Here is a 23,541-nt window from a genome sequence, read left to right on the forward strand (position 1 = left end):
GGTGAAACTTCCCTCTCAGCCCAGCAGGACGTCGTCGTCGCCCAGCCGCTTCAGCTCGCGGTAGAGGATGGCGAGGCCGGTGACGATCGCGACGGCGGACACGGTGGCGTCGATCAGCCGCAGCGTGTCGTGCTCGGCGCGAGCCTTCTTGATCTGCTTGGTGACCCCGATCGCGCCGAACGCGGTGGTGGCCATGGACAGGTACGTACCGGACTTGGACTTCTTGAAGCCCTTGGCCTTCGACAGTGCACTACTCACAGCGACGGAGCCTCCTCCAGCAGCGGGTGACCCCACTTTTCCACGAAGGCGGCCTCGACGGCGGCGCCCACCTTGTACAGGCGGTCGTCCTTCATCGCGGGGGCGATGATCTGCAGGCCCACCGGGAGGTTGTCCTCCGGGGCGAGGCCGCAGGGCAGGGACATGGCCGCGTTGCCCGCCAGGTTGGTCGGGATGGTGCACAGGTCCGCGAGGTACATCGCCATCGGGTCGTCGGCGCGCTCGCCGATCGCGAAGGCGGTGGTCGGGGTCGTCGGGGAGACGATGACGTCGACCTGCTCGAAGGCCTTCTCGAAGTCGCGCGTGATGAGCGTGCGGACCTTCTGCGCGGAGCCGTAGTACGCGTCGTAGTAACCGCTCGACAGCGCGTAGGTGCCGAGCATGATGCGGCGCTTGACCTCGGGGCCGAAGCCCGCCTCACGGGTGAGGGAGGTGACCTCCTCGGCGGAGTGGCCGCCGTCGTCGCCCGTACGCAGGCCGTAGCGCAGGCCGTCGAAGCGGGCGAGGTTGGAGGAGCACTCGGAGGGCGCGATCAGGTAGTACGCCGACAGCGCGAGGTCGAAGGACGGGCAGTCCAGCTCGACGATCTCGGCGCCCAGCTCCTTCAGCAGCTCGACGGACTCGTCGAAGCGCTGGATGACGCCGGCCTGGTAGCCCTCGCCGCGGAACTGCTTGACCACGCCGACGCGCATGCCCTGGACGCTGCCGTTGCGGGCGGCCTCGACGACCGGCGGGACCGGGGCGTCGATGGACGTGGAGTCGAGCGGGTCGTGCCCGGCGATGACCTCGTGCAGCAGGGCCGCGTCCAGGACCGTACGGGCGCAGGGGCCGCCCTGGTCGAGGGAGGAGGAGAACGCCACCATGCCGAAGCGGGAGACCGCGCCGTACGTCGGCTTGACGCCGACCGTGCCGGTGACGGACGCCGGCTGGCGGATGGAGCCGCCGGTGTCGGTGCCGATGGCGAGCGGGGCCTCGAAGGAGGCGAGCGCGGCGGAGGAACCGCCGCCGGAGCCGCCGGGGATCTTGGTGAGGTCCCAGGGGTTGCCGGTCGGGCCGAAGGCGCTGTTCTCGGTGGAGGAGCCCATGGCGAACTCGTCCATGTTGGTCTTGCCGAGGATGACGACGTCGGCGGCCTTGAGCCGCTTGGTGAGCGTCGCGTCGTACGGCGGGATCCAGCCCTCGAGGATCTTCGAGCCGACGGTCGTCGGCACGCCCTCGGTGGTGAAGATGTCCTTGAGCGCGAGCGGGACGCCGGCCAGCGGGCCGAGCTTCTCGCCGCGGGCCCGCTTCTCGTCCACGGCGCGGGCCTGGGCGAGGGCGCCCTCGCGGTCGACGTGCAGGAAGGCGTGCACCTTCTCGTCGACGGCCTCGATGCGGGCGAGGTGGGCCTCGGTGACCTCGACGGCCGTGAGTTCGCCGGAGGCGATCTTCTCGGCGATCTGCGCGGCCGTGAGCTTGATGATGTTGCTGTCCGTCATGACGGTCACTCCTCCCCCAGGATCTGCGGCACCTTGAAACGCTGCTGCTCCTGGGCCGGGGCGCCGGAGAGCGCCTGCTCGGGGGTGAGCGAGGGACGGACCTCGTCCGCGCGCATGACGTTCGTCAGCGGGAGCGGGTGCGAGGTCGGCGGTACGTCTTGGTCGGCGACCTCGCTGACGCGGGCGACCGCGCCGATGATGTCGTCCAGCTGGCCTGCGAAGTGTTCGAGTTCTTCGGGCTTCAGCTCCAGACGCGCCAGCCGGGCGAGGTGGGCGACCTCCTCGCGCGTGATGCCAGGCATGCAGCGATCCTCTGGGGTGAGTGTTGGTGGTTTGGGCTGGGGCTAGTCGTCCCAATCCTATGGGGCGGGCCCCGGTGCCCGTGAAACGGTTTGCCGGGGCCCCCTGCCTCAGCACTCTGTCAGCCGCGGCGGCCGTCCCAGACTTCACTCTTCAGGAAGTGGTTGTCGTACAGCTCCTGCACCTCCAGCAGGCTCTCCGGGGTGACCTCGCCGAGGCGGATGCGCTTGAGGTGACGGAAGTACTCGAAGCGTTCGACGCCCGGGGCGATGACGATCAGGATGTCCGCCGGGCTCCCCGGGGTCGCGGCGAAGGCGTGCGGGCGGCCCGGCGGGACTATGACCAGGTCGCCGCGCTCGGCGGTGACGACGTCGTCGCCGGACAGCAGCTCGGCCTCGCCGTCGAGCACGAAGAACATCTCGGCGGAGTTGCGGTGCAGGTGCGGGTAGGCGCCGTCGGCCCCCTCCGTGAGCGTGACGCGCACGGTGGACAGCGCGCCTCCGGTGGCGCTGCTGTCGGCCAGCAGCCTGACGGTGCTGGGCGCCTGGCCGACCGCCTCGGCCTCGGCGGCACGGACGAGCACGGTCTCGTCGAACTTCGGTACGAACAGCGACATGGTGAATCCCCCTGGTGGTGTGGTCAGACCGCGAACAGCAGTCCGGCACTGATGAGTACAACGACCGCGGTGGCGAAGTGGATCCCGAACGCGATCGCCTTCGTGCCTCCGTTGCGCAGGACTATCAGCGTGTCGCCGAGCGGCACGAGCGCGACGCACACCATGAACCACGCCTCGGGCCGGGCTCCGGCGAAGGCCAGCAGGGCCAGGCCGAGGAGGCCGAAGGTGCCGTCTCTCAGGCCCTTGATCGTGAGGTAGGCGCGGGCGTCGCCGCCGGGGTCGGCCGGGACGCCGTAACCGGCGGCGGCGGAGGCGGGCTGGAACAGGAACCGGTAGCCGAGGAACACGCAGAACAGGTCGAGCACGACGGCAAGGGTGTACGCGGTGATGATCACGGCTCTCTTCTCCGTTTTCTCTAGCACTGCTAGGAACAAGAGCGAAGCTACCAGAACGATGACATAAATGCTAGCGCCGCTAGAATCGCAGTCATGTCGATCCAGACGCGCCGGGAGCGCGAACGAGCGGAACGCGAGCTGCTGATCGTGACGGCCGCGCGGGAACTCGCGGAGGCCGAGGGCTGGGAGGCGGTGACCACGCGCCGGCTGGCCGCCGCGATCGAGTACAGCCAGCCGGTCCTCTACAGCCACTTCAAGGGCAAGGACGCGATCATGGCGGCGGTCGCCGTCCAGGGCTGCGCGGACCTCACGGCGGAGCTGCATGCGGCGCGTACGGCGGCCAAGGGCACACGGGAGTCACTGATGGCGGTGGCCGAGACGTACACGACCTTCGGCCGGCGCCGCCCTGCCCTCTACGACGCGATGTTCACCCACCTGGTGGACCTGCCGTTCGCCACGCCGCAGGCACCGGCCGCCCTGCGCGAGGCCTTCGGCGAACTGTTCCTCGCGGTGGAGCCGATCGCGGCCGAGGGCGACGATCCGGGCCTGCTGACGGAGACGTTCTGGGCGGGCCTGCACGGCCTGGTCACCCTGACGCGCAGCGGACGCCTGCCGGAAGAGGCGCATGAGAGGCGCTTGGCGCTGCTGATCGCCCACTTCGCGGGCAGCTGAGCGAGCTGAACGGACGGCGGGTGGGTGGGTGGGTGGGTGGGTGGGTGGGTGGGTGGGAAAAGCTACTCGGCGGCCGGAAGCGCCGCAGGCGACCGTTGCCAGCCCTTCGACCCCCGCGCCCGCAGCCACGCCGTCGTCTCCTCGGGCGGCATCGCCGCGGCGACCAGCCAGCCCTGCACGGCGTCACAGCCGAGGTCCCGCAGCCGCTCCCAGGTCTCGTCGTCCTCCACGCCCTCCGCGACGACGAGCAGCCCGAGGGAATGCGCCAGGTCGACCGTGCAGCGCACGATCTCCGCATCCTCGGTGTCGACGGCGAGCCGGGCCACGAAGGAGCGGTCGATCTTCAGCTCGCTCACCGGCAGCCGCCGCAGATGCACCAGGGAGGAGTAGCCCGTGCCGAAGTCGTCGAGCGACATCTTCACGCCGTGCCCGGTGAGCCCGGCGAGGGTGTCGGCGGCCCGCTGCGGGTCCTCCAGCAGCACGTGCTCGGTGATCTCCAGCTGGAGCGCTCCCGCAGGGACCCCGTGCCGGGCCAGCCGGGCGGCGACCGAGCCCGCGAAACCCGGTGTGTGCACATCGCGCGGGGAGACGTTGACGGCGACCGGCACGGGCAGCCCCTGCGCCCGCCACTTGGCGACCTGGCCGAGCGCGGTCTCCAGTACGTACTCCGTCAGATGGGGCATCAGCCCGGAGGACTCGGCTATCGCTATGAACTCGTCCGGCGGAACCTTCCCGCGCTCCGGATGCACCCAGCGGACCAGCGCCTCAAGGCCGGCGACCTGGCCGTCGAAGCGGACCTTGGGCTGGTAGTGCAGCTGCACCTCGTGCGCGTCCAGCGCCCGGCGCAGGTCCCCCAGCAGGCCCAGCCGGTCCGGGGTGTTGGAGTCCCGCTTGGACTCGTACACCTCGACGCCGGTGCGGTCCCGCTTCGCCTGGTACATCGCCACGTCCGCGCGGCGCAGCAGCCCTTCGGCGTCCACGGCGTGGTCGGGGAAGACGGCCACTCCCGCGCTGGCCTCCAGCACGAGGGTGAGCCCGTCGAGGTCGAGCGGGGAGCTGAGCGCGGCGACGAGGCCGCGGGCGACGCGCGTGGCCGACGTGGTGGAGTCGGCGACGGGCAGTAATACGGCGAACTCATCGCCGCCGAGCCGGGCGGCCTCCGCTCCGCGGGGCAGGGCGAGCCGGAGCCGGTCGGCGATCTGGAGCAGCAGGCGGTCACCGGCGAGATGCCCCAGGGTGTCGTTCACCGACCGGAAGCGGTCGAGGTCGATCAGCATCAGGGCGGAGCGCGCGCCGATGCGTTCGGCGTCGTCCAGGGCCGTCCAGATCCGCTCCAGCAGCCACTGCCGGTTGGGCAGTCCGGTCAGCGGGTCACGCAGCTGCTCCTCGGCGCGGGCGCGGGCCATCCACAGCGTGGAGTCGAGGGCGATCAGCGGGACGGCGAACAGCGGGAGCAGGACGGGCTCGGCGTCGGCGACGACGCAGACCAGCGGCGCGATGCCGAGCAGCGCCACGGCGACCAGGCCCTGTCTGACCAGGGCGGTGCGGGCGATGGTGGGCAGTCCGCCGCCGCGCGGGGCGTGCAGGTACCACAGCAGGCCCCGGTTGACGGCGAGGTAGGCGCCGGTCGTCAGCACCACCTCGGGCAGCGTGCTGAAGGTCCAGGTGCCGGGCCGCCAGGGCGACTCGACGCTCGGCACCCGGCCGCAGAGCCCGAGCACCAGGGCGCCGGCACCGATGCCGAGGATGTCCACCGCGCCGTGCAGCACGCCCTGCCGCCAGCGGTGCCGTCTGGCTATGCCGACCAGGACGACGACGGTCAGGCTGACCATGCCGGCGGGCACCCAGCCGTAGAGCATCAGGACGGCGAGGGTGAGGGCGGCGCCGGAGCCGGTGCCGCCCCACCAGCGGGCGCGGCCCAGCATGACGAGGTGGCCGACGATGATGCCGGTGAGCACGGCCAGCGACCAGCCGACCGTGCCGCCCGGGAAGAGCGCGTGGTTGCCGGTGAAGGCGCGGATGAAGCCCGCGCCGAGAACGACTCCGGCGGCGGCCATGACGGCCGCGGGCAGGGCGGGCCAGGACAGCTGCCGTTCGGGTTCGGTGCCGGGCAGGCCCCGCGCGGGCTCGATGGCCAGGGGCAGCGCGGGGTGCGCCGCGGGCGCGGTGCCCGCTCCGGCCGGGTGCGGGCGCGTTCCCGGGCGTGTTCCCGTACGCGCGCCGGTGCGCTGGGCGACCCACGCCGGCCACCGGTACCCGCGCCAGCTGACCGCGCGGCGGCGCAGGCGCAGCCGTGAGTCCGGGGCGACGCTTTCGGTCGGTTCCATTCCCGTCCCTCTCACAGCCGGCGGTGCCCACGCCACGCGGCCCGATGCCCGACAACCATCAGCGGCTCCGCGTTGGAAAACCCTTCCCCGTGCCGTTGGCGCGCGCGGGGATGCCCCAACCGCAGCTGGGCACGGCAGGTGCACATCCCAACAGTAGGCCGCAGAAGGCTTCCTCGGGCACCGGTCGTCGACGGTTGCCCGAATGCGCCCGAGCCACCCGTATGCAACAGATATGCGCCGATCGGGTGGCCTTCAACCGCTATTCCTCGGCCGAAAGCGCGACTTCGGCCGCCGCCTCGGGGCCCTGCTCCAACAGGACGCCGAAACCGTCCTCGTTCAGCACCGGAACCTTCAGCTGCATCGCCTTGTCGTACTTCGAGCCGGGGTTGTCACCCACAACGACGAACGAGGTCTTCTTCGACACCGAACCGGTCACCTTCGCTCCGCGGCTCTGCAGCGCGTCCTTGGCGCCGTCCCGCGTGAAGTTCTCCAGCGTGCCGGTGACGACGACCGTGAGCCCCTCCAGCGGGCGCGGCCCCTCGTCCTCGCCGGACGTCTCGTCCTCCAGCGGGACCCCGGCCGCCTTCCACTTGCGGACGATCTCGCAGTGCCAGTCCTCGGCGAACCACTCCTTGAGGGCCGCGGCGATGATGGGCCCCACGCCGTCGGTGCCCGCGAGCTCCTCCTCGGTGGCCGCCTGGATGCGGTCGATCGAGCGGAACTCGCGCGCGAGGGCCTGCGCCGCGACCGGTCCGACGTGCCGGATGGACAGGCCGTTGAGGAACCGGGCGAGCGGACGGGACTTGGCCGCCTCGATGTTCTCCAGCAGCGCGAGGGTGTTCTTCTTCGGCTCGCCCTTCTGGTTGGCGAAGACCGTGACGACCTTCTCCTCGCCGGTCTTCGCGTCCCGCTTGGGCAGCCCGCTGTCCGGGTCGAGGACGTAGGCCTTGATGGGCAGCAGCTTCTCCACCGTCAGGTCGAAGAGGTCGCCCTCGTCCACCAGCGGCGGCTCGGCCGGCTCCAGCGGGCGGGTGAGCGCGGCGGCGGCCACCGCGCCGAAGTGCTCGATGTCCAGGCACTCGCGGCCCGCGAGGAAGGAGACACGCTCGCGCAACTGGGCCGGGCAGGTGCGGGCGTTGGGGCAGCGGAGGTCGATGTCGCCCTCCTTCATGGGCCTGAGCGGCGTCCCGCACTCGGGGCACTCGGCCGGCATCACGAACTCCCGCTCGCTGCCGTCGCGCAGGTCGACGACCGGGCCGAGGATCTCCGGGATGACGTCACCGGCCTTCCGGATGACGATCGTGTCGCCGATGAGCACGCCCTTGGCCTTGACGACCTCCTGGTTGTGCAGGGTGGCGAACTCGACCTCGCTGCCCGCGACCTTGACCGGCTCGACCTGGGCGTACGGCGTGACCCGGCCGGTGCGGCCGACGCCGACCTTGATGTCGACGAGCTTGGTGTTGACCTCTTCCGGCGCGTACTTGTAGGCGATCGCCCAGCGCGGGGCGCGCGCGGTGGAGCCGAGGCGGCCCTGGAGCCGGATCTCGTCCAGCTTGATGACGGCGCCGTCGATCTCGTGCTCCACGGAGTGGCGGTTCTCGCCGTCGTAGTGGGCGATGAACTCCCGTACGCCGTCGAGGTCGTCGACCACCCGGTTGTGCGTGGAGGTGGGCAGGCCCCAGGTCTTCAGCAGGTCGTACGCCTGGGAGAGGCGGGTCATGCCCGTGAAGCCCTCCAGGGCGCCGATGCCGTGGACGACCATGTGCAGCGGGCGGGTGGCGGTGACACGCGGGTCCTTCTGGCGCAGCGAACCGGCTGCGGCGTTGCGGGGGTTGGCGAAGGGCTTGTCACCGGCCGCGACCAGACGGGCGTTCAGCTCCTCGAACTTCTCCATCGGGAAGTAGACCTCGCCGCGGATCTCCACCAGGTCGGGCACCTCCTCGCCCTGGAGGCGGTCCGGGATCTCCGCGATCGTCCGGACGTTCGGGGTGATGTCCTCGCCGGTGCGGCCGTCGCCGCGGGTGGCCGCACGGGTGAGGCGGCCGTGCTCGTAGGTGAGGTTCACGGCGAGGCCGTCGACCTTCAGCTCGCACAGGAAGTGGTACTCCTGGTCGCCCAGTTCGCGCGCGATGCGGTCGGCCCAGGCGGCCAGCTCCTCGTCGTTGAAGGTGTTGTCGAGGGACAGCATCCGCTGGCGGTGCTCGACCGCCGTGAACTCCGTGGCGTAGGACCCCGCGACCTTCTGGGTCGGGGAGTCCGGGGTGCGCAGCTCCGGGTACTGCTCCTCCAGCGCCTCCAGGGACTTCAGGAGCTGGTCGAACTCCGCGTCGCTGATGACGGGAGCGTCCTTCACGTAGTACCGGAAGCGGTGCTCCTCGACCTGCTCCGCCAACTGCGCGTGCTTCACGCGAGCCTCGGCGGGAACCCCCGTCGTCTCCGCTTGCTTGTCGCCGGCCACCGTGTTGTCCTCCCGTTACTCTGGGTTGTCCGCGAGGGATCTCGCCGCCCGGACGCAGTGGGCGAGCACCTGGCGTGCGTAGGCGGGGGAAGCGCCCGCGAGACCGCACGCCGGGGTGACCGTGACCGCCTCCGCGAGCAGCCCCGGATGCAGCCCCAGCCTGCGCCACAGCGTCCTGACACCCATGACGCTACCGGCAGGGTCTGACAATGGGCCGTCCGTGCCCGGCACGACACCGGCGAACAGGCGGGTGCCGCCCTCGACGGCCTCGCCGATGACGTCGTCGTCACGTTCGGTGAGGAGCGCGAAGTCGAAGGAGACGGCCGCCGCCCCGGCCCGGCGCAGCAGGGCGAAGGGGACGTCCGGCGCGCAGGAGTGGACGACGACGGGTCCGCCGCCGTGCACCCCGACCACGTCCCGCAGCGTGGCCTCGACCACCTGCCGGTCGGCGGCCCGGTGGGTGCGGTAGCCGCTGGCGGTGCGCACCTGTCCCCGCAGTACGGCGGTGAGGGAGGGCTCGTCGAGCTGGAGCACCACGCGGGCGCCGGGGACACGCCGCTGCACCTCCGCCAGGTGCAGGCGCAGGCCCTCCGTCAGCGAGGCGGCGAGGTCGCGGCAGGCGCCGGGGTCCGACAGGGCGGCCTCGCCGTTCCTCAGCTCCAGGGCGGCGGCCAGCGTCCACGGGCCGACCGCCTGCACCTTGAGGTCGCCCTCGTAGCCCTGGGTGAACTCCTCCAGGGCGTCGAGGTCCTCCACCAGCCAGGACCGGGCCCGGCGGGTGTCCCGGCCCGGCCGGTCGCCGATGCGCCAGCCGCTGGGCTCCACGCGCGCATACAGCTCGACCAGCATCCCGGCGGTACGGCCGATCATGTCGGCGCCGGGGCCGCGCGCGGGCAGCTCGGGCAGGAACGGGAAGTCCTCGAAGCTGCCGGTGACGGTCTTGGCGGCCTCCCTGGCGTCCCCTCCGGGCATGGAGCCGACACCGGTCGCGGCGCCGAAGCGCATTTTCTCCTTCACGGGGTGAAGCCTACGTAGCCGCGGCCGGACCGCGGCCCGGCGGTCACCGCCCCGGTCGCACCGTCAGGTCGTTGACCTCCGCGTCCCTCGGCAGGTCCAGGGCCATCAGGATCGTCGTGGCGACCGACTCGGGGTCGATCCAGGCGGCCGGGTCGTACTCCTTGCCCTCCTGCTGGTGGACCTTGGCCTGCATGGGGCTCGCGGTGCGGCCCGGGTAGACCGAGGTGACCCGGACGCCGTTGCCGTGCTCCTCGTGGCGCAGGGAGTCGGCGAGCGCCTTCAGGCCGTGCTTGGAGGCGGCGTACGCGGCCCAGCCGGCGTGGGCGTTGAGGCCGGAGCCGGAGTTGACGAAGATCACATGGCCGCGGGAGACGCGGAGCTGGGGCAGGAAGTGCCGGGTCAGCTCGGCCGGGGCGATCAGGTTGACGTTGAGCTGGTGGTGCCAGGCCTTCGGGGTCAGCTCGCCGACCTCGCCGAGGTCCACGACCCCGGCGATGTGCAGCAGCGAGTCGACCCGTTCCGGGAGCGACTGGTGGGAGAAGGCCCAGGACAGCCTGTCGGGGTCGGCGAGGTCGCCGACCAGGGTGCGCGCGCCGGGGAACTGGGCGGCCAGTTCCTTGGCGCGGCCCGCGTCGCGCGCGTGGAGGACGAGTTCGTCCCCGCGCGCGTGGAGCCGGCGGGCGACGGCGGCGCCGATGCCGGAACCGGCCCCGGTGATCACATGAGTTGCCATGCCCGCCATGCTCGCATCACCGGGCGCCGAGCGACTCCTCCAGGTAGGCCAGCGCGCCCACCGGCTCCTTCGCGAAGAACACCAGGTCGGCGAGGGGGCGCGGCAGGAAGCCCTCCTTCTCCATGCGGCGGAACTGCTGTTCCAGGCCGTCGTAGAAGCCCTCGGTGTTCAGCAGCACCACGGGCTTGTCGGTGCGGCCGTGCTTCTTCAGCTCCAGGATCTCCGTGGCTTCGTCGAGCGTGCCGGTGCCGCCCACCATGATCACCACGGCGTCGGCCTTCTCCAGCAGCAGCTTCTTCCGCTCGGCCAGGTCGGCGGCGATGACCATCTCGTCCGCCCCCGGGTGTGCCTTCGCCGCGAGGAACTCGACGGAGACGCCCAGCAGCCTGCCCCCGGCCTCCTGCACGCCGTCGGCGACGACCTTCATCAGCCCGACGTCGGAACCGCCCCACACCAGCGTGTGGCCGCCCTTGCCGATCAGTTCCGCGAACTCGCGCGCGGGGCGCGTGTACCGCTCGTCGAGGTCGGCGGCGGAGAGGAAGACGCAAATATTCATGCGCTCACCGTACCCGGGAAGAAGTACGGGCCCGCGGGCGCTTTTCGAGTATGAGCCAAGGACACACGATCACCATCGAACGGGGCGAACAGCACGTGCGTGTGGTGCACGGCGGACAGGTGCTCGCGGAGAGCGACCGTCCCCTCGTACTGCGCGAGACCGGTTCTCCGGCGCGGTACTACATCCCCGCCGAGGACGTCCGCATGGACCTGCTCACCCCCTCCGACACCCACACCGTCTGCCCCTTCAAGGGCACTGCGTCCTACTGGTCGCTGCCCGACGCGCCCGACCTCGTGTGGTCGTACCCGGACCCGAAGCCGGACGTGGCGGAGATCAAGGATCACCTGTGCTTCTACGAGGTCGAAGTGGCGTGACCTTCCACGGCACCGACGTGTCGTGACCGACGAGCCCCGTGCCGTGCGGCAGTCTGCGACGGCATGGACAAGATGACGACTTCCCGCGACGGCACCGCCCTCGCGTACGAAGCGATCGGCCAGGGGCCCACGGTGATCCTGGTGAGCGGCGCGATGTCCACCGGCGGCACCGTGGCGCCTCTGGCGCACCGGCTCGCGGACCGCTGCACGGCCGTCGTCTACGACCGCCGGGGGCGCGGCGCGAGCGGGGACACGGCGCCCTACGCGGTGGCCCGCGAGGTCGAGGACCTGGCCGCGCTGCTCGACGCGGTGGGCGGCGACGCGGCGCTGTTCGGGGTCTCCTCGGGCGGCGCGCTGGTGCTGGAGGCGGCGGCGAGCGGCCTGCCGGTACGTCAGGCCGCCGTGTACGAGGTGCCGTTCGCGGACCACCTGGCGGGCGGCGCGGAGCAGGAGGCCCGGTACAAGGAGCAGCTGGACAAGGCGCTGGCGGAGGGCCGGCGCGGGGACGCCGTGGAGCTGTTCCTGCGCCTGGCGGGCCTCGGCGAGGAGATGGTCCGGAGCGCCCGCCAGTCGCCGATGTGGGCGGGCATGGAGGCCGTCGCACCGAGCCTCGCCTACGACGACGCGGTCATGGGCGACGGTCTGCTGCCGCGGGAGCGGCTGGCCTTGGTCTCCGTGCCCGTGCTGTCCGTCGCGGGCGGGGCGAGCCCGGAGTGGATGCACAGGGCGAGCCAGGCGATCGCGGAGGCGGTGCCCCAGGGCACGTACCGGGTCCTGGAGGGGCAGACCCACATGGTGGAACCGGAGGTCCTGGGGCCGGTGCTTGCCGAGTTCTTCGCCCCGTAGGCGGGCCACCCCGCAGGCAGGCCCCCCGCAGCCGGGCTACACCGCCGCTGCCGTCGCCCGCGTGGTCGTCGCGATCGTCGCCGAGCCGACCACGCGCGTGCCGTCGTACAGCACGATCGCCTGGCCGGGGGCGACCCCGCGGACCGGCTCGGCGAAGGTGACGCGCAGTTCGCCGTCGACGAGTTCCGCGGTCACCTCGGTCTCGCCGCCGTGCGCGCGGAGCTGGGCGGTGTAGCTGCCGGGGCCCTCGGGGGCCGTGCCGCACCAGCGGGGCTTGACCGCGGTGAGCGCGCTGACGTCCAGGGACGCGGCGGGGCCGACGGTCACCGTGTTGTTCACCGGGGAGATGTCGAGGACGTAGCGCGGCTTGCCGTCGGCGGCCGGGGTACCGATGCGCAGGCCCTTGCGCTGGCCGATGGTGAAGCCGTACGCGCCCTCGTGCGTGCCCAGCCGGTTGCCGTCCTCGTCGACGATGTCGCCCTCGGCCTTGCCCAGCCGATTGGCGAGGAAGCCCTGGGTGTCGCCGTCGGCGATGAAGCAGATGTCGTGCGAGTCGGGCTTCTTGGCAACGGCCAGGCCTCGGCGCTCGGCCTCCGCGCGGATCTCCTCCTTGGTGGTGACCGTGTCGCCGAGCGGGAACATCGCGTGCGCGAGCTGCTTGTCGTCCAGGACGCCGAGGACGTACGACTGGTCCTTCGCCATGTCGGAGGCGCGGTGCAGCTCGCGGGTGCCGTCCTCGTTCAGGATCACCTTCGCGTAGTGGCCCGTGCACACCGCGTCGAAGCCCAGGGCCAGCGCCTTGTCCAGCAGCGCGGCGAACTTGATCTTCTCGTTGCAGCGCAGGCACGGGTTCGGGGTGCGGCCCGCCTCGTACTCGGCGATGAAGTCCTCGACCACGTCCTCGCGGAAGCGGTCGGCGAGGTCCCAGACGTAGAAGGGGATGCCGATGACGTCGGCGGCGCGGCGGGCGTCGCGCGAGTCCTCGATGGTGCAGCAGCCCCGCGCGCCGGTGCGGAAGGATTGCGGGTTCGCGGAGAGCGCGAGGTGGACGCCGGTGACGTCGTGACCGGCTTCCGCGGCCCGCGCGGCGGCGACGGCGGAGTCGACACCGCCGGACATGGCGGCGAGGACGCGGAGGGGGCGGGGGCGCTGCGGGGTGTCAGTCATAGCTCTTCCAGGGTACGGGGCCGTTCCCCAGGCTCCGGAAAAAAATCAAGGCCCAACCCCTTTTTGTCCGGTATCGGGCGTTCTATCCTGTATATAGACCTACGGGACGAGTGAGGGAGTTCAAGCGGAGTAGCCGACGTCAGCGAGAGACACCAAGCCTCCGCTGGTGCCGACGTCGACGCTAGGGCTGAGAGGCCGGAAGGTTGCAAGTACTGGACCGGAAGGCGACCCCCATTACCTGATCCGGACAATACCGGCGAAGGGAACCCGCCTCGTAGGTCGCTTTTGTGCGCCGGCGTGCTTTCGCACGCCGGCTTTTGTACGCCCTGAGCTGGTGCGCGCCGCTCAGCTGAGCCCCGCCGCGCGGGCCCGCTCCACCGCCGGGCCGATGGCCTTGGCCACCGCCTCGACGTCCGCCTCCGTGGACGTGTGGCCGAGGGAGAAGCGCAGGGTGCCGCGGGCCAGGTCCGGGTCGACACCGGTGGCGAGCAGGACGTGGCTGGGCTGGGCGACGCCCGCCGTGCAGGCGGAGCCGGTGGAGCACTCGATGCCCTGGGCGTCCAGCAGGAGCAGCAGGGAGTCGCCCTCGCACCCGGGGAACGTGAAGTGGGCATTGGCCGGGAGGCGGCCCTCCGGAGCCGGGTCGCCACCGAGGATCGCGTCCGGTACGGCCGTACGGACCGCGTCGATCAACTGGTCGCGCAGGGCGCCGATCTCCCGCGCGAACCACTCGCACTGCTCGGCGGCGAGCCGGCCGGCGACCGCGAAGGAGGCGATCGCCGGGACGTCGAGGGTGCCGGAGCGGACGTGGCGCTCCTGGCCGCCGCCGTGCAGGACGGGCACGGGGGTGTACTCGCGGCCGAGGATCAGCGCGCCGATGCCGTACGGGCCGCCGATCTTGTGGCCGGAAACCGTCATCGCGGCGAGGCCCGAGGCACCGAAGTCGACCGGCACCTGACCGAAGGCCTGGACCGCGTCGGCGTGCAGCGGGATGCCGAACTCCCCCGCGACGTCGGCCAGTTCGCGGACCGGCAGGATCGTGCCGATCTCGTTGTTGGCCCACATGACGGTGGCCACGGCGACGTCGTCGGGGTTGCGGGAGATCGCCTCGCGCAGCGCGTCGGGGTGGACGCGGCCGTAGGAGTCGACGGGGAGGTACTCGACCGTGGCGCCCTCGTGCTCGCCCAGCCAGTGCACGGCGTCCAGCACGGCGTGGTGCTCGACGGGGCTGGCCAGGATGCGGGTGCGGGCCGGGTCGGCGTCGCGGCGGGACCAGTACAGGCCCTTGACCGCGAGGTTGTCGGCCTCGGTGCCGCCCGAGGTGAAGACGACCTCGCTGGGACGGGCGCCCAGCGCGTCCGCGAGGGTCTCGCGGGACTCCTCGACCGTGCGGCGGGCCCGGCGGCCGGAGGCGTGCAGGGAGGACGCGTTGCCGGTGATGCTCAGCTGGGCGGTCAGTTCCTCCGCCGCCTCCGGGAGCATCGGCGTCGTGGCGGCGTGGTCGAGGTATGCCATGGTGAGGCCGATTCTAATGGGCCCCTGCGCTCGGCCTTGGCCGAGTGTGCGCCATACGTCGGTGACGTCACAGGCTCCACGACACCGTGTTGGACATCTGCATCGCGATCGCCAGGACCGCCAGGTCGGCCACGCCGAGGGTCAGACCCAGCCAGGCGCGGCCCCGGCGGGCCGTGCCGCGCCAGAGGGAGACCGCGGCGAGGACGATGGCGATCGGGCCGAGGAAGAGATTGAGGACGAGCAGGCCGAGCAGGCCGAGGATGAAGGACGCCACGGCCATGCCGTCGGCGTCGCGGGTGCGCGTACGGGTGTCGGTGCGGCTGGTGGCCGGTGCGGTGAGTTGCATGGTGCTCAGCTCCTGGATGTCGTTCCGGACGGTCAGTTGGCCGAGGACTGGCGACGGCGGCCGATGCGCTCGCGGATCGCGAAGATGCCCAGCCAGACGGCGATGACCGCGGCCAGGACGGCCGTGACGGGCATGGGCGCGTGAGCCACGGTGCCCAGCACGACGCCGAGCAGCATGAGTGCGGCGACGAGGAACAGCATGGGATTCGATCCCCCTCCGTGAAGTTTCGGTGAACAGTTGTAGTAACACTTGTTCACTGACTTTGAGTCTAACGCCTCCCACGGCTTTCCAATTCCAGAGAACAGTTGTTAACTGGATGACATGAGTCACACCCTCGGCATCCGGCAGGCCCAGAAGCAGAAGACCCGGCAGGCGTTCCTGGACGCGGCGCTCGCGCTGCTGGAGGAGCAGAGCCTGAGCAGCCTGGGCCTGCGCGAGGTCGCCCGGGCCGTCGGTGTCGCCCCGACCGCCTTCTACCGGCACTTCCGCTCCACCGCCGATCTCGGCGTGGCCCTGGTCGACGAGGCGCTCGGCAGCCTGCACCCGATGGTGGCCCAGACGGTGTCCGCGACGGGCGACGCCGAGGAACGCATAGCGGGCGCCATCGAGTTGATCGCCCACCACGTGGACACCCATCCCGCTCACGTCCGCTTCATCGCGCGCGAGCGGCACGGCGGGGTCCAGCCGGTGCGCGAGGCCATCCGCGCCCAACTGGCCCGGTTCGCCGAGGAGGTCAAGGCCGAGCTGGCCAAGGACCCCGGGTCCGCGGGCTGGAGCGAGGACGACCTGCAGATGCTCGCGCACCTCTACGTCGACCAGATGCTCATCACCGCCTCGCTGTTCCTGGAGGCGCTGGAGGCGCCCGAGGAGGAGCGGGAGCGCGTCACCCAGCTCGCCCGGCGGCAGCTGCGGCTCATCACCGTCGGCCGCGACCACTGGCTGCACTGAGCCCTCTCCTGCTACTTCTCCGACCCGTACAGAGCCATGACGGCGCGGGCCCCTCGCAGCAGTTCCGCGCGCGCCTCGGGCGGGTCCAGGATCTCCACCCGGTCGGAGAACGCGAGCAGGTGGCGGACGGCGCTGAGCACCGGGTAGGACAGCCGGGCGGTGACCCACTCGCTCTCGCCGTCGAAGTCGCGGACTTCGGTCAGCTGCGCGGCGAACAGCCGCCGGAACAGGTCGAAACGGTCGCACGGGACCCGGACCGTGACCTCGATCCCGCTCTCGCGCCCCTCCACCTGGCGGCGCAACACCTCCCAGGCGTCGGCGAGTTCGACACCGGCCCGGCGCCGCACCGGGTCGTCCAGCAGGTGCGCCAGATGCACCCGGTCGGCACGGAAGAGCCGGGGCCGGCCGCGCCGGTCGGCGACCAGGTACCAGACCCCGGCCTTGCTGACCAGCCCGTACGGGTCCACGGTGTACGTCCGCAGGTCCCGCTCTCCGCTGTGCCGGTAGTGCAGGCTGAGCCGCCGGTCACGGAACACGGCGTCCTGGAGCACCGCCAGGTCGACGGCCTGCTGCGGGCCGCTGTTCCAGCGCGTGGCGTCGACCAGGATGCGGCGGCTGGTGACCTCGGCGGCGGGCCGGTGCGGCTCCGGCAGGGCCGCCATCACCTTGCGCAGGGCGGAGCCGAGGGCGCTGTCCAGGCCGAGCGCGGCGTGCGCGCCCTGGGCGGCCAGGATGAACAGGGCCCGGGACTCGTCGGCGGTCAGTCCGGTGACGTCCGTGCGGAAACCGGCGAGGAGTTCGATGCCCCCGTGCCGCCCGCGCTCGGCGTACACCGGGACGCCCGAGGCCGACAGCGCCTCGATGTCCCGGTAGATGGTGCGGACCGAGACCTCCAGCCGGTCGGCGAGTTCGTGCGCGGGGACCCGGCCCCGGGTCTGCAGGAGCAGCAGGATCGACAGCAGCCGGTCGGACTTCACGACACCGGATTCTGCCGGAGCGGCTTCTGCCCGATCAGCCGAGCCTGACCCGGGCCAGCTGCCGGGACTGGGCGACCAGGCGGTCCTGGCTGTCCCAGACCTCGGCGTCCTCCTCCAGGAAGCCGCCGGCCAGGTTGCGCGTGGTGATCGACACGCGCAGCGGGCCGGGGGCCGGACGGTGGCGGACGTGGACGGTGAGTTCGACCGTCGGCACCCAGCCCATCAGACCGATCTCGAACGCGGTCGGCGGCAACGCGTCCACTGCGAGGAGCAGCGAGAGCGGGTCGGCGTCGCGGCCGTCGGCCAGGCCGAACCAGGCGCGCATCTCGCCCTTGCCGGAGGGCGCGCCGAGCGCCCAGCCGAGGGTGGCGGGGTCGAGCTTGAGCATCAGCCGGTCGGCGATGGCCGAGCTGCCCGGCACCGGAGCCGGTGAGTCGTCGGGGCCGAAGCACTGCTCCAGCGGCGGGAGCGCGGGCGGCAGGGCCGTCGTACGGACGTCGTCGGGGAGGGTGGAGAGGTCGCCGTAGGAGGCGAGGACGCGGATGCGCTCTACCTCGTTGCCCGCGTCGTCGTACTGGAAGAGCGAGGCCTGGCCCGTGGAGAGGGTGCGGCCGGTGCGGACCTGCTCGGTGCGGATCACCGCGGGGCCGGGCTGGGACGCGGTCAGGTAGTGCGCGGAGATGGTGAAGGGGTCCGGGTGCGGGAGCGCCTCCGCGAGGGCCCGGCCGAGCACGGCCAGCAGATAGCCGCCGTTCACGGCGTTGATGATGGTCCAGCCGGCCGAGAGGTCGATGTCGTAGACGCCCGGCTCGCGACGGGTGACCGCCGTGTCGCGGTCGAACTCGCTGTCGCCGATCACGGCCCGCGATGGGGAGGGGGCGGAAGCTGCTTCTGGCATGCCTGAACCGTACAACAGGAAATTACTAAGCGGTAGCTTTTTAGTCTGCGCCGGGATGACGAGATACGGTCACCCGACCGACCGGATCCCGCCTCCGGGTGAGATCCCGGCAATTTCTCGGTAAGTGTCCGGACACGTCCACAACCCAGGGCACCCCATCACCCTCTATGGGGACATGAGCCTCACCGGGACTCCGTTCCTCTACACGACGATCGTGCTGTCCGTCGTCGCCCTCATACTGCCGCTCGTGCTCTGGTCGAGGATGCGCGGGCCCCGGCCCCTGCGCGCCGTGGCCCGGGTGCTGATGCTGCTGTTCGCCCAGGGCACGGCGGTCACCCTGGTCTTCGTGCTGGTCAACAACCAGAACAACCTGTACGACAACTGGGCCGACCTGCTCGGTACCGGCAACCATGTCCAGCAGGCGGCGAACCTCGGCCAGGACGGAACCGGCGGGATAGCGGTAAAGCGGCTGCCCAAGGTCAGGCAGGACTTCAAGGCAGCCGACGGGCCCGGCATGCACGCGGCCGGCGGCGTGCGCGTCACCCAGCTCAAGGGCCGGGTCTCGGGCGTGAACGCCGAGGTCTACGTGTGGCTGCCGCCGCAGTACAACCAGCCGGCCTACCGCCACAAGAAGTTCCCGGTGGTGGAACTGCTGCCGGGCTACCCGGGCTCCGCGAAGGCCTGGTTCGGCTCGTTGAAGGCGCACGAGCAGCTGCTGCCGCTGATGAAGAGCGGCCAGGTGGCGCCCTTCATCATGGTCGCCCCGCGCACCAACCTGCTGGCGGGCGTCGACACCGGCTGTGCCAACATCCCCGGCCAGGTCAACGCCGACAGCTGGCTCAGCATCGACGTGCCGAAGATGGTCATGGACAACTTCCGGGCCGTGCCGGCACCCTCGGGCTGGGCGGTGGCCGGGTACTCGGCGGGCGCGCACTGCGCGGTCAAGCTGGCCGTGGCCCACCCCGACCGCTACCGGGCCGCGGTGAGCCTGTCCGGCTACAACGACCCGATCGGCGAGCGGAACTCCCTCGCGGCGCAGAACCCCGCGCTGCGCGCCGCGAACAACCCGTACCTGATCCTGCGGAAGGCCTCGGCGCCGCCGCGGATCGCGCTGTACATCTCGGGCGAGGCCGGTGACGGCTACCAGGCGGGCGTGGCGCTGGAGTCCATCGCCAAGGCGCCGACGACCGTGCACGTGGTGTTCCTGCCGCGCAGCGCGGGCGGCCACAACATGGCGCTGTGGCGGCCCCAGGTCACCACGGTCTTCCGCTGGCTGACGCTCCAGATGGGCCAGAGCCACGCCCCGGGGCACGACCGGTCGGTGGTCGGGATCGGCGGCGCCGGGACTACTCCTCGGTCACGGTCGACCGGCGGTTCCACGCACGCGGCGCTCGCCAGTGGAACCGCATCGCGAGCAGGCGCAGGACGAAGGCCGTGACGACCGCGAGCCCGCTGGTCAACGGGGTCAGCGCGTCGTAACGGATGCACAGCACCACCATGGTGGCGCCGACGATCGCCGGGACCGCGTACAGGTCGCGGTCCCAGCGCAGCAGCGAGGGAACCTCGTTGGCGAGCACGTCGCGCAGCACACCGCCGCCGACCGCGGTGGCGAGGCCGAGGGTCGCGGACGCGGTCAGGTTGAGGCCGTAGCTGTACGCCTTCGTCGTACCGCTCACACAGAACAGGCCGAGGCCGGCCGCGTCGAAGACCAGCACCGCCGCCTGGATGCGCTCCACGTGCGGGTGCAGGAAGAAGACGACGAGCGCGGCGAACAGGGGGGTCACGAAGTACCCGAGGTCCGTGAAGGCGGCCGGGGGTACGGCCCCGATGACCAGATCGCGGAACAGCCCCCCGCCCAGCGCGGTGACCTCGGCGAGTACGGCGATCCCGAAGACGTCGAAGTTCTTCCGGACGGCGAGCAGCGCGCCGGAGATCGCGAACACGAAGATGCCGATGACGTCGAGCGTGTGCTGGACGGAGGGGCTGAAGAGTTGCTGGAGCTGCACCCTGCCATTCTCACCCGTCAGGGGCCGTGAACCTTACAAAGCCAGGCCCCTGACGCGTGTGAGCTTCGGTGAGCTATTTATCGTTCGACTCGCCCGACTTCTCGGCCGACTCGCTCGATGCGGCCGACTTGGCCGTTTCGTCCGATTCCGTGGACTCCGGCGCCTCCTCCTCGGCAGCCTCCTCGGCGGGGGCTTCGTCGGCGGCGGCTTCCTCGGTGGCCTCGTCGTCGGCCTCCTCGGTGGCGGGCTCCTCGGTGGCGGCCTCCTCGGTGGCGGGCTCCTCGGTGGCGGCCTCCTCGGTGGCGGGCTCCTCGGTGGCGGGCTCCTCGGTGGCGGGCTCCTCGGCCGGAGCATCCTCCGCCGGGGCTTCGGCCGCCGGAGCGGCGTCGGCGGCCGGGGCTTCCTCGGCCTCCGTCTCCGTCACCGTCGCCGGCTTCTCCTCCAGGACCGCGTCCGGGACGAGTTCCGACGCCTCCTTCGCCACCGACAGCAGGACCGTGTCCTGTGGGGCCTGGTCGGCGAAGTTCTCCGGGTGGTGGCAGGCGACCCGCTGGCCGGTCCTCAGCTCCACGAGCTGCGGCTCGGTCGTCTTGCAGATCTGCGTCGCCTTCCAGCACCGGGTGTGGAAGCGGCAGCCCGACGGCGGGGCGATCGGCGAGGGGACGTCACCGCGGAGCAGGATGCGCTCGCTCTTCGCGCCCCGGCGCTTCGGGTCCGGCACCGGCACCGCCGACATCAGCGCCTTGGTGTACGGGTGCATCGGCGCCTCGTACAGCGAGGTGCGGTCGGCGATTTCGACGATCTTGCCGAGGTACATCACCGCGATCCGGTCCGAGACGTGCCGGACGACCGAGAGGTCGTGCGCGATGATCACGTACGTCAGGCCGAGCTCCTGCTGGAGGTCGTCCATGAGGTTCACGACCTGCGCCTGGATCGACACGTCCAGCGCGGACACCGGCTCGTCGGCGACGACCAGCTTCGGCTTCAGGGCGAGCGCGCGGGCGATGCCGATGCGCTGGCGCTGACCGCCGGAGAACTCGTGCGGGTACCGGTTGTAGTGCTCGGGGCTCAGACCGACCAGCTCCAGGAGGCGCTGGACTTCCTTCTTCACCCCGCCCTCGGGCTCCACGCCCTGCAGCCGGAAGGGCGCGGAGACGATGGAGCCGATGGTGTGCCGGGGGTTCAGGGAGCCGTACGGGTCCTGGAAGATCATCTGGATGTCGCGGCGCAGCGGGCGCATCTTCCCGGTGCTGAGCCGCGTGATGTCCTGGCCCTCGAAGGTGATCTTGCCGCCGGTCGGGTCCTGGAGACGGGTGATGACCCGGCCCATGGTCGACTTGCCGCAGCCCGACTCGCCGACGACGCCCAGGGTCTCGCCCTTGCGCACCTCGAAGTCGATGCCGTCGACCGCCTTCACGGCGCCGACCTGGCGCTGGAGGATGCCCTTCTTGATCGGGAAGTGCTTGGTCAGGTTCTCGACCTTGAGCAGCACCTCGCCATCGGCGGCCTGGTTGTTCGTCGTCTCACTCACAGCTTCGGCGCAATCTCTTCGGTCCAGATCCGCTCACGGTCCTCGGCCGGGAGGTGGCAGGCGGACCAGTGCCCGGTGCTCACGATCTCCAGCTCGGGCCGCACCGTGCGGGTGACGTTCCCCTTGGGAATGTCCGCGTACGGGCAGCGCGGGTGGAAGGCGCAGCCCGAGGGGACGTTGATGAGACTCGGCGGCTGACCCTTGACCGGGATGAGCCGTTCGGAGGTCTCACGGTCGATGCGCGGCATGGAGCCCAGCAGGCCCCAGGTGTACGGGTGCTGCGGCTTCTCGAAGACCTCGGCGGCGGAGCCGCGCTCCACGCACCGGCCGCCGTACATCACCAGGACGTCGTCGGCGATCTCGGCGACCACGCCCAGGTCGTGGGTGATCATGACGACCGCGGAGCCGAACTCCTTCTGCAGGTCGCGGATCAGGTCGAGGATCTGCGCCTGGACGGTCACGTCGAGGGCCGTGGTCGGCTCGTCCGCGATGAGCAGCTCGGGGTTGTTGACCAGCGCCATGGCGATCATGGCGCGCTGGCGCATACCGCCGGAGAACTCGTGCGGGTAGCCGTCGACGCGCTTGGCCGGCTCGGGGATGCCGACCCGGTCGAGCATCTCGATGGCCCGGGTGCGGGCCACCTTCTTGCTCACGTTGTGGTGGACCCGGTACGCCTCGACGATCTGGTCGCCGATCTTGTAGTACGGGTGCATCGCGGACAGCGGGTCCTGGAAGATCATGGACATCTCCCGGCCGCGGAGCTTGCGCACCTCGTCCGGGCTCGCGCCGACCAGTTCCTGGCCGGCCAGCCAGATCTCGCCGGACATCTGCACGTTCTTGCCGCGGGCGCCGAGGCGGTGCAGGCCCATGATGGCGAGCGAGGTCACCGACTTGCCGGAGCCGGACTCGCCCACGATGGCGAGGGTCTTGCCCTTCTCCACCGAGAAGCTGAGCCCGTCGACGGACTTGACCAGACCGTCGTCGGTCGGGAAGTGCACCTTGAGGTCGCGGACCTCCAGGAAGGCTTCGGACGCGTTGCCGGCGGTGGGCTCCCCCACTGCGGCACCGGTCTTGGAGAGTTCGGTCACGAGAGCCTCACCCGCGGGTCGGCGGCGGCGTAGAGCACGTCCACCACAAGATTTGCGATCACGACGAAGAGGGCGGCGAGCAGGGTCACGCCGAGGATGGGGGGCAGGTCGTTGTCGTCGATGGCCTGCACCGCGAACTGGCCGACACCGTGGAACGAGAACACGGACTCGGTGATCACGGCACCGCCGAGCAGCAGGCCGAGGTCCATGCCGAAGACCGTGATGATCGGGGTCAGCGCCGCCCGCAGACCGTGCCGGGTGACGACGGTGCGCTCCCGCAGGCCCTTCGCGCGGGCGGTGCGGATGAAGTCCTCGCTCATCGTCTCCAGCATGCCCGAGCGGGTGAGCCGCGCGTAGATGGCGGAGTAGAGCAGGGCGAGCGAACACCACGCCGGGAAGAGGGTGTTGGCCCACTGCGCGGGGTTCTCGGTGAACGGGACGTACGTGCGGCCGAAGATCGGCCACTTGTAGGTGAAGAGCAGGATCGCCAGGTTGCCCGTGAAGAACATGGGCAGCGAGACACCGGCGAGCGCGACGCCCATGAAGGTGCGGTCGAAGACCGAGCGCGGCTTCAGCGCGGAGATGACACCGACGACGACACCCGAAAGCAGCCACAGGACGGCAGCACCGAGGGCCAGCGAGAGGGTCACCGGAAGGCGGGAGGTCAGCTGCGGCCAGACCGCTTCATGGGTCTTGAAGGAGTAGCCGAAGCAGGGTGCGTCACAGTGCACCTTGGAGGGACCGACGTTGTAGTCGGCGCCGGCCACGATCCCCTTCACGAAGTGCCAGTACTGCGTGTAAACGGGCTGGTCGAGACCGAGGTTGTGCTTGACCGCGGCGATGTCCGCCTTCGAGGGGCTCTTGCCGATGTACTGCTGCGCCAGCTGGTCCGCCGTCTGGCCGGCGAGTCGCGGCAGCAGGAAGAAGATGGCGAAGGTGACCGCGGTGACGACCAGCAGCAGGATCACTGCTGCGAACGTCCGGCGGAGAATATACGAGATCACGGGAGCCGGCGCT

At 71.1% G+C, this 23,541-nt stretch carries 25 protein-coding genes; 5 read left to right on the forward strand and 20 right to left on the reverse strand.

Annotation, left to right across the window (positions count from 1 at the left end; genetic code table 11):
- Positions 1-15 precede the first annotated feature (15 nt).
- The 5 genes from ACWD35_RS31465 to ACWD35_RS31485 all read right to left on the reverse strand — a co-directional run bounded on the left by ACWD35_RS31465 (position 16) and on the right by ACWD35_RS31485 (position 3,065).
- Positions 16-258 (reverse strand): hypothetical protein, encoded by a 243-nt coding sequence (locus ACWD35_RS31465; protein ID WP_451354733.1) that lies wholly within the window; start codon positions 256-258, stop codon positions 16-18.
- The gene (gatA, locus tag ACWD35_RS31470) at positions 255-1,754 is read right to left on the reverse strand and encodes an Asp-tRNA(Asn)/Glu-tRNA(Gln) amidotransferase subunit GatA (RefSeq protein WP_451354734.1); all 1,500 of its coding nucleotides are present in this window, start codon (positions 1,752-1,754) and stop codon (positions 255-257) included. The genes ACWD35_RS31465 and gatA overlap by 4 nt, the downstream gene beginning before the upstream one ends.
- A 5-nt stretch (positions 1,755-1,759) precedes the next feature.
- The gene (gene gatC / locus ACWD35_RS31475; RefSeq protein ID WP_070023066.1) at positions 1,760-2,056 is read right to left on the reverse strand and encodes an Asp-tRNA(Asn)/Glu-tRNA(Gln) amidotransferase subunit GatC; all 297 of its coding nucleotides are present in this window, start codon (positions 2,054-2,056) and stop codon (positions 1,760-1,762) included.
- Between the two features lie 119 nt (positions 2,057-2,175).
- Positions 2,176-2,670 (reverse strand): cupin domain-containing protein, encoded by a 495-nt coding sequence (locus ACWD35_RS31480; protein WP_451354735.1) that lies wholly within the window; start codon positions 2,668-2,670, stop codon positions 2,176-2,178.
- A 23-nt stretch (positions 2,671-2,693) separates the two neighbouring features.
- Positions 2,694-3,065 (reverse strand): DUF4267 domain-containing protein, encoded by a 372-nt coding sequence (locus ACWD35_RS31485; protein ID WP_451354736.1) that lies wholly within the window; start codon positions 3,063-3,065, stop codon positions 2,694-2,696.
- 93 nt (positions 3,066-3,158) lie between these two features.
- Between ACWD35_RS31485 and ACWD35_RS31490 the strand changes: the two genes are divergently transcribed.
- The gene (locus ACWD35_RS31490) at positions 3,159-3,737 is read left to right on the forward strand and encodes a TetR/AcrR family transcriptional regulator (RefSeq protein WP_451354737.1); all 579 of its coding nucleotides are present in this window, start codon (positions 3,159-3,161) and stop codon (positions 3,735-3,737) included.
- A gap of 62 nt (positions 3,738-3,799) precedes the next feature.
- Here ACWD35_RS31490 and ACWD35_RS31495 read toward each other — a convergent pair whose 3' ends face one another.
- The 5 genes from ACWD35_RS31495 to ACWD35_RS31515 all read right to left on the reverse strand — a co-directional run bounded on the left by ACWD35_RS31495 (position 3,800) and on the right by ACWD35_RS31515 (position 10,828).
- Positions 3,800-6,064, reverse strand: coding sequence for a putative bifunctional diguanylate cyclase/phosphodiesterase (locus ACWD35_RS31495; RefSeq protein WP_451354738.1), 2,265 nt, complete (start codon positions 6,062-6,064; stop codon positions 3,800-3,802).
- Between the two features lie 259 nt (positions 6,065-6,323).
- On the reverse strand, positions 6,324-8,522 hold the full coding sequence (ligA, locus tag ACWD35_RS31500; protein WP_451354739.1) for an NAD-dependent DNA ligase LigA: 2,199 nt from the start codon (positions 8,520-8,522) through the stop codon (positions 6,324-6,326).
- 15 nt (positions 8,523-8,537) lie between these two features.
- Positions 8,538-9,527, reverse strand: a complete 990-nt coding sequence (locus ACWD35_RS31505) for a methionine synthase (protein WP_451354816.1) — start codon at positions 9,525-9,527, stop codon at positions 8,538-8,540.
- Between the two features lie 55 nt (positions 9,528-9,582).
- Entirely contained in the window at positions 9,583-10,281 is a 699-nt protein-coding gene (locus ACWD35_RS31510; RefSeq protein ID WP_451354740.1) for an SDR family oxidoreductase, read from the reverse strand.
- Between the two features lie 7 nt (positions 10,282-10,288).
- A complete protein-coding gene (locus ACWD35_RS31515; protein WP_451354741.1) occupies positions 10,289-10,828 on the reverse strand; it encodes an LOG family protein in 540 nt (179 codons plus the stop codon).
- Between the two features lie 50 nt (positions 10,829-10,878).
- Between ACWD35_RS31515 and ACWD35_RS31520 the strand changes: the two genes are divergently transcribed.
- Positions 10,879-11,202 (forward strand): DUF427 domain-containing protein, encoded by a 324-nt coding sequence (locus ACWD35_RS31520; RefSeq protein WP_451354742.1) that lies wholly within the window; start codon positions 10,879-10,881, stop codon positions 11,200-11,202.
- Between the two features lie 63 nt (positions 11,203-11,265).
- Positions 11,266-12,048: an alpha/beta fold hydrolase gene (locus ACWD35_RS31525; protein ID WP_451354743.1), complete on the forward strand. Its 783-nt coding sequence runs from the start codon at positions 11,266-11,268 to the stop codon at positions 12,046-12,048.
- A gap of 36 nt (positions 12,049-12,084) precedes the next feature.
- Here ACWD35_RS31525 and mnmA read toward each other — a convergent pair whose 3' ends face one another.
- The 4 genes from mnmA to ACWD35_RS31545 form a co-directional block, all read right to left on the reverse strand.
- Positions 12,085-13,215, reverse strand: coding sequence for a tRNA 2-thiouridine(34) synthase MnmA (gene mnmA / locus ACWD35_RS31530; protein ID WP_451354744.1), 1,131 nt, complete (start codon positions 13,213-13,215; stop codon positions 12,085-12,087).
- 345 nt (positions 13,216-13,560) lie between these two features.
- A complete protein-coding gene (locus ACWD35_RS31535) occupies positions 13,561-14,730 on the reverse strand; it encodes a cysteine desulfurase family protein (protein WP_451354745.1) in 1,170 nt (389 codons plus the stop codon).
- A 67-nt stretch (positions 14,731-14,797) separates the two neighbouring features.
- A complete protein-coding gene (locus ACWD35_RS31540; protein ID WP_451354746.1) occupies positions 14,798-15,076 on the reverse strand; it encodes a DUF4190 domain-containing protein in 279 nt (92 codons plus the stop codon).
- Between the two features lie 32 nt (positions 15,077-15,108).
- A complete protein-coding gene (locus ACWD35_RS31545; protein WP_451354747.1) occupies positions 15,109-15,276 on the reverse strand; it encodes a hypothetical protein in 168 nt (55 codons plus the stop codon).
- 121 nt (positions 15,277-15,397) lie between these two features.
- On the opposite strand from ACWD35_RS31545, the gene ACWD35_RS31550 reads away from it, so the two are divergent.
- Positions 15,398-16,024, forward strand: coding sequence for a TetR family transcriptional regulator (locus ACWD35_RS31550; RefSeq protein ID WP_451354748.1), 627 nt, complete (start codon positions 15,398-15,400; stop codon positions 16,022-16,024).
- 11 nt (positions 16,025-16,035) lie between these two features.
- Here ACWD35_RS31550 and ACWD35_RS31555 read toward each other — a convergent pair whose 3' ends face one another.
- Both ACWD35_RS31555 and ACWD35_RS31560 read right to left on the reverse strand, forming a co-directional pair.
- A complete protein-coding gene (locus tag ACWD35_RS31555) occupies positions 16,036-17,001 on the reverse strand; it encodes a helix-turn-helix transcriptional regulator (protein ID WP_451354749.1) in 966 nt (321 codons plus the stop codon).
- Between the two features lie 34 nt (positions 17,002-17,035).
- Entirely contained in the window at positions 17,036-17,899 is an 864-nt protein-coding gene (locus ACWD35_RS31560) for a thioesterase family protein (RefSeq protein ID WP_451354750.1), read from the reverse strand.
- Between the two features lie 175 nt (positions 17,900-18,074).
- Between ACWD35_RS31560 and ACWD35_RS31565 the strand changes: the two genes are divergently transcribed.
- On the forward strand, positions 18,075-19,337 hold the full coding sequence (locus tag ACWD35_RS31565; RefSeq protein ID WP_451354751.1) for an alpha/beta hydrolase: 1,263 nt from the start codon (positions 18,075-18,077) through the stop codon (positions 19,335-19,337).
- Here the strand turns inward: ACWD35_RS31565 and ACWD35_RS31570 are convergent.
- The 4 genes from ACWD35_RS31570 to ACWD35_RS31585 form a co-directional block, all read right to left on the reverse strand.
- Positions 19,246-19,905, reverse strand: a complete 660-nt coding sequence (locus ACWD35_RS31570; RefSeq protein ID WP_451354752.1) for a trimeric intracellular cation channel family protein — start codon at positions 19,903-19,905, stop codon at positions 19,246-19,248. The genes ACWD35_RS31565 and ACWD35_RS31570 overlap by 92 nt on opposite strands.
- Before the next feature lie 73 nt (positions 19,906-19,978).
- Positions 19,979-21,436 carry an ABC transporter ATP-binding protein gene (locus ACWD35_RS31575; protein ID WP_451354753.1) on the reverse strand — a complete coding sequence of 486 codons (1,458 nt, stop codon included), beginning with the start codon at positions 21,434-21,436 and terminating at the stop codon, positions 19,979-19,981.
- Positions 21,433-22,524 (reverse strand): ABC transporter ATP-binding protein, encoded by a 1,092-nt coding sequence (locus ACWD35_RS31580; protein ID WP_451354754.1) that lies wholly within the window; start codon positions 22,522-22,524, stop codon positions 21,433-21,435. The genes ACWD35_RS31575 and ACWD35_RS31580 overlap by 4 nt, the downstream gene beginning before the upstream one ends.
- Entirely contained in the window at positions 22,521-23,528 is a 1,008-nt protein-coding gene (locus tag ACWD35_RS31585) for an ABC transporter permease (RefSeq protein WP_451354755.1), read from the reverse strand. The genes ACWD35_RS31580 and ACWD35_RS31585 overlap by 4 nt, the downstream gene beginning before the upstream one ends.
- Positions 23,529-23,541: the final 13 nt, after the last annotated feature.

The organism is Streptomyces sp. NPDC002671 (genome assembly GCF_053592475.1).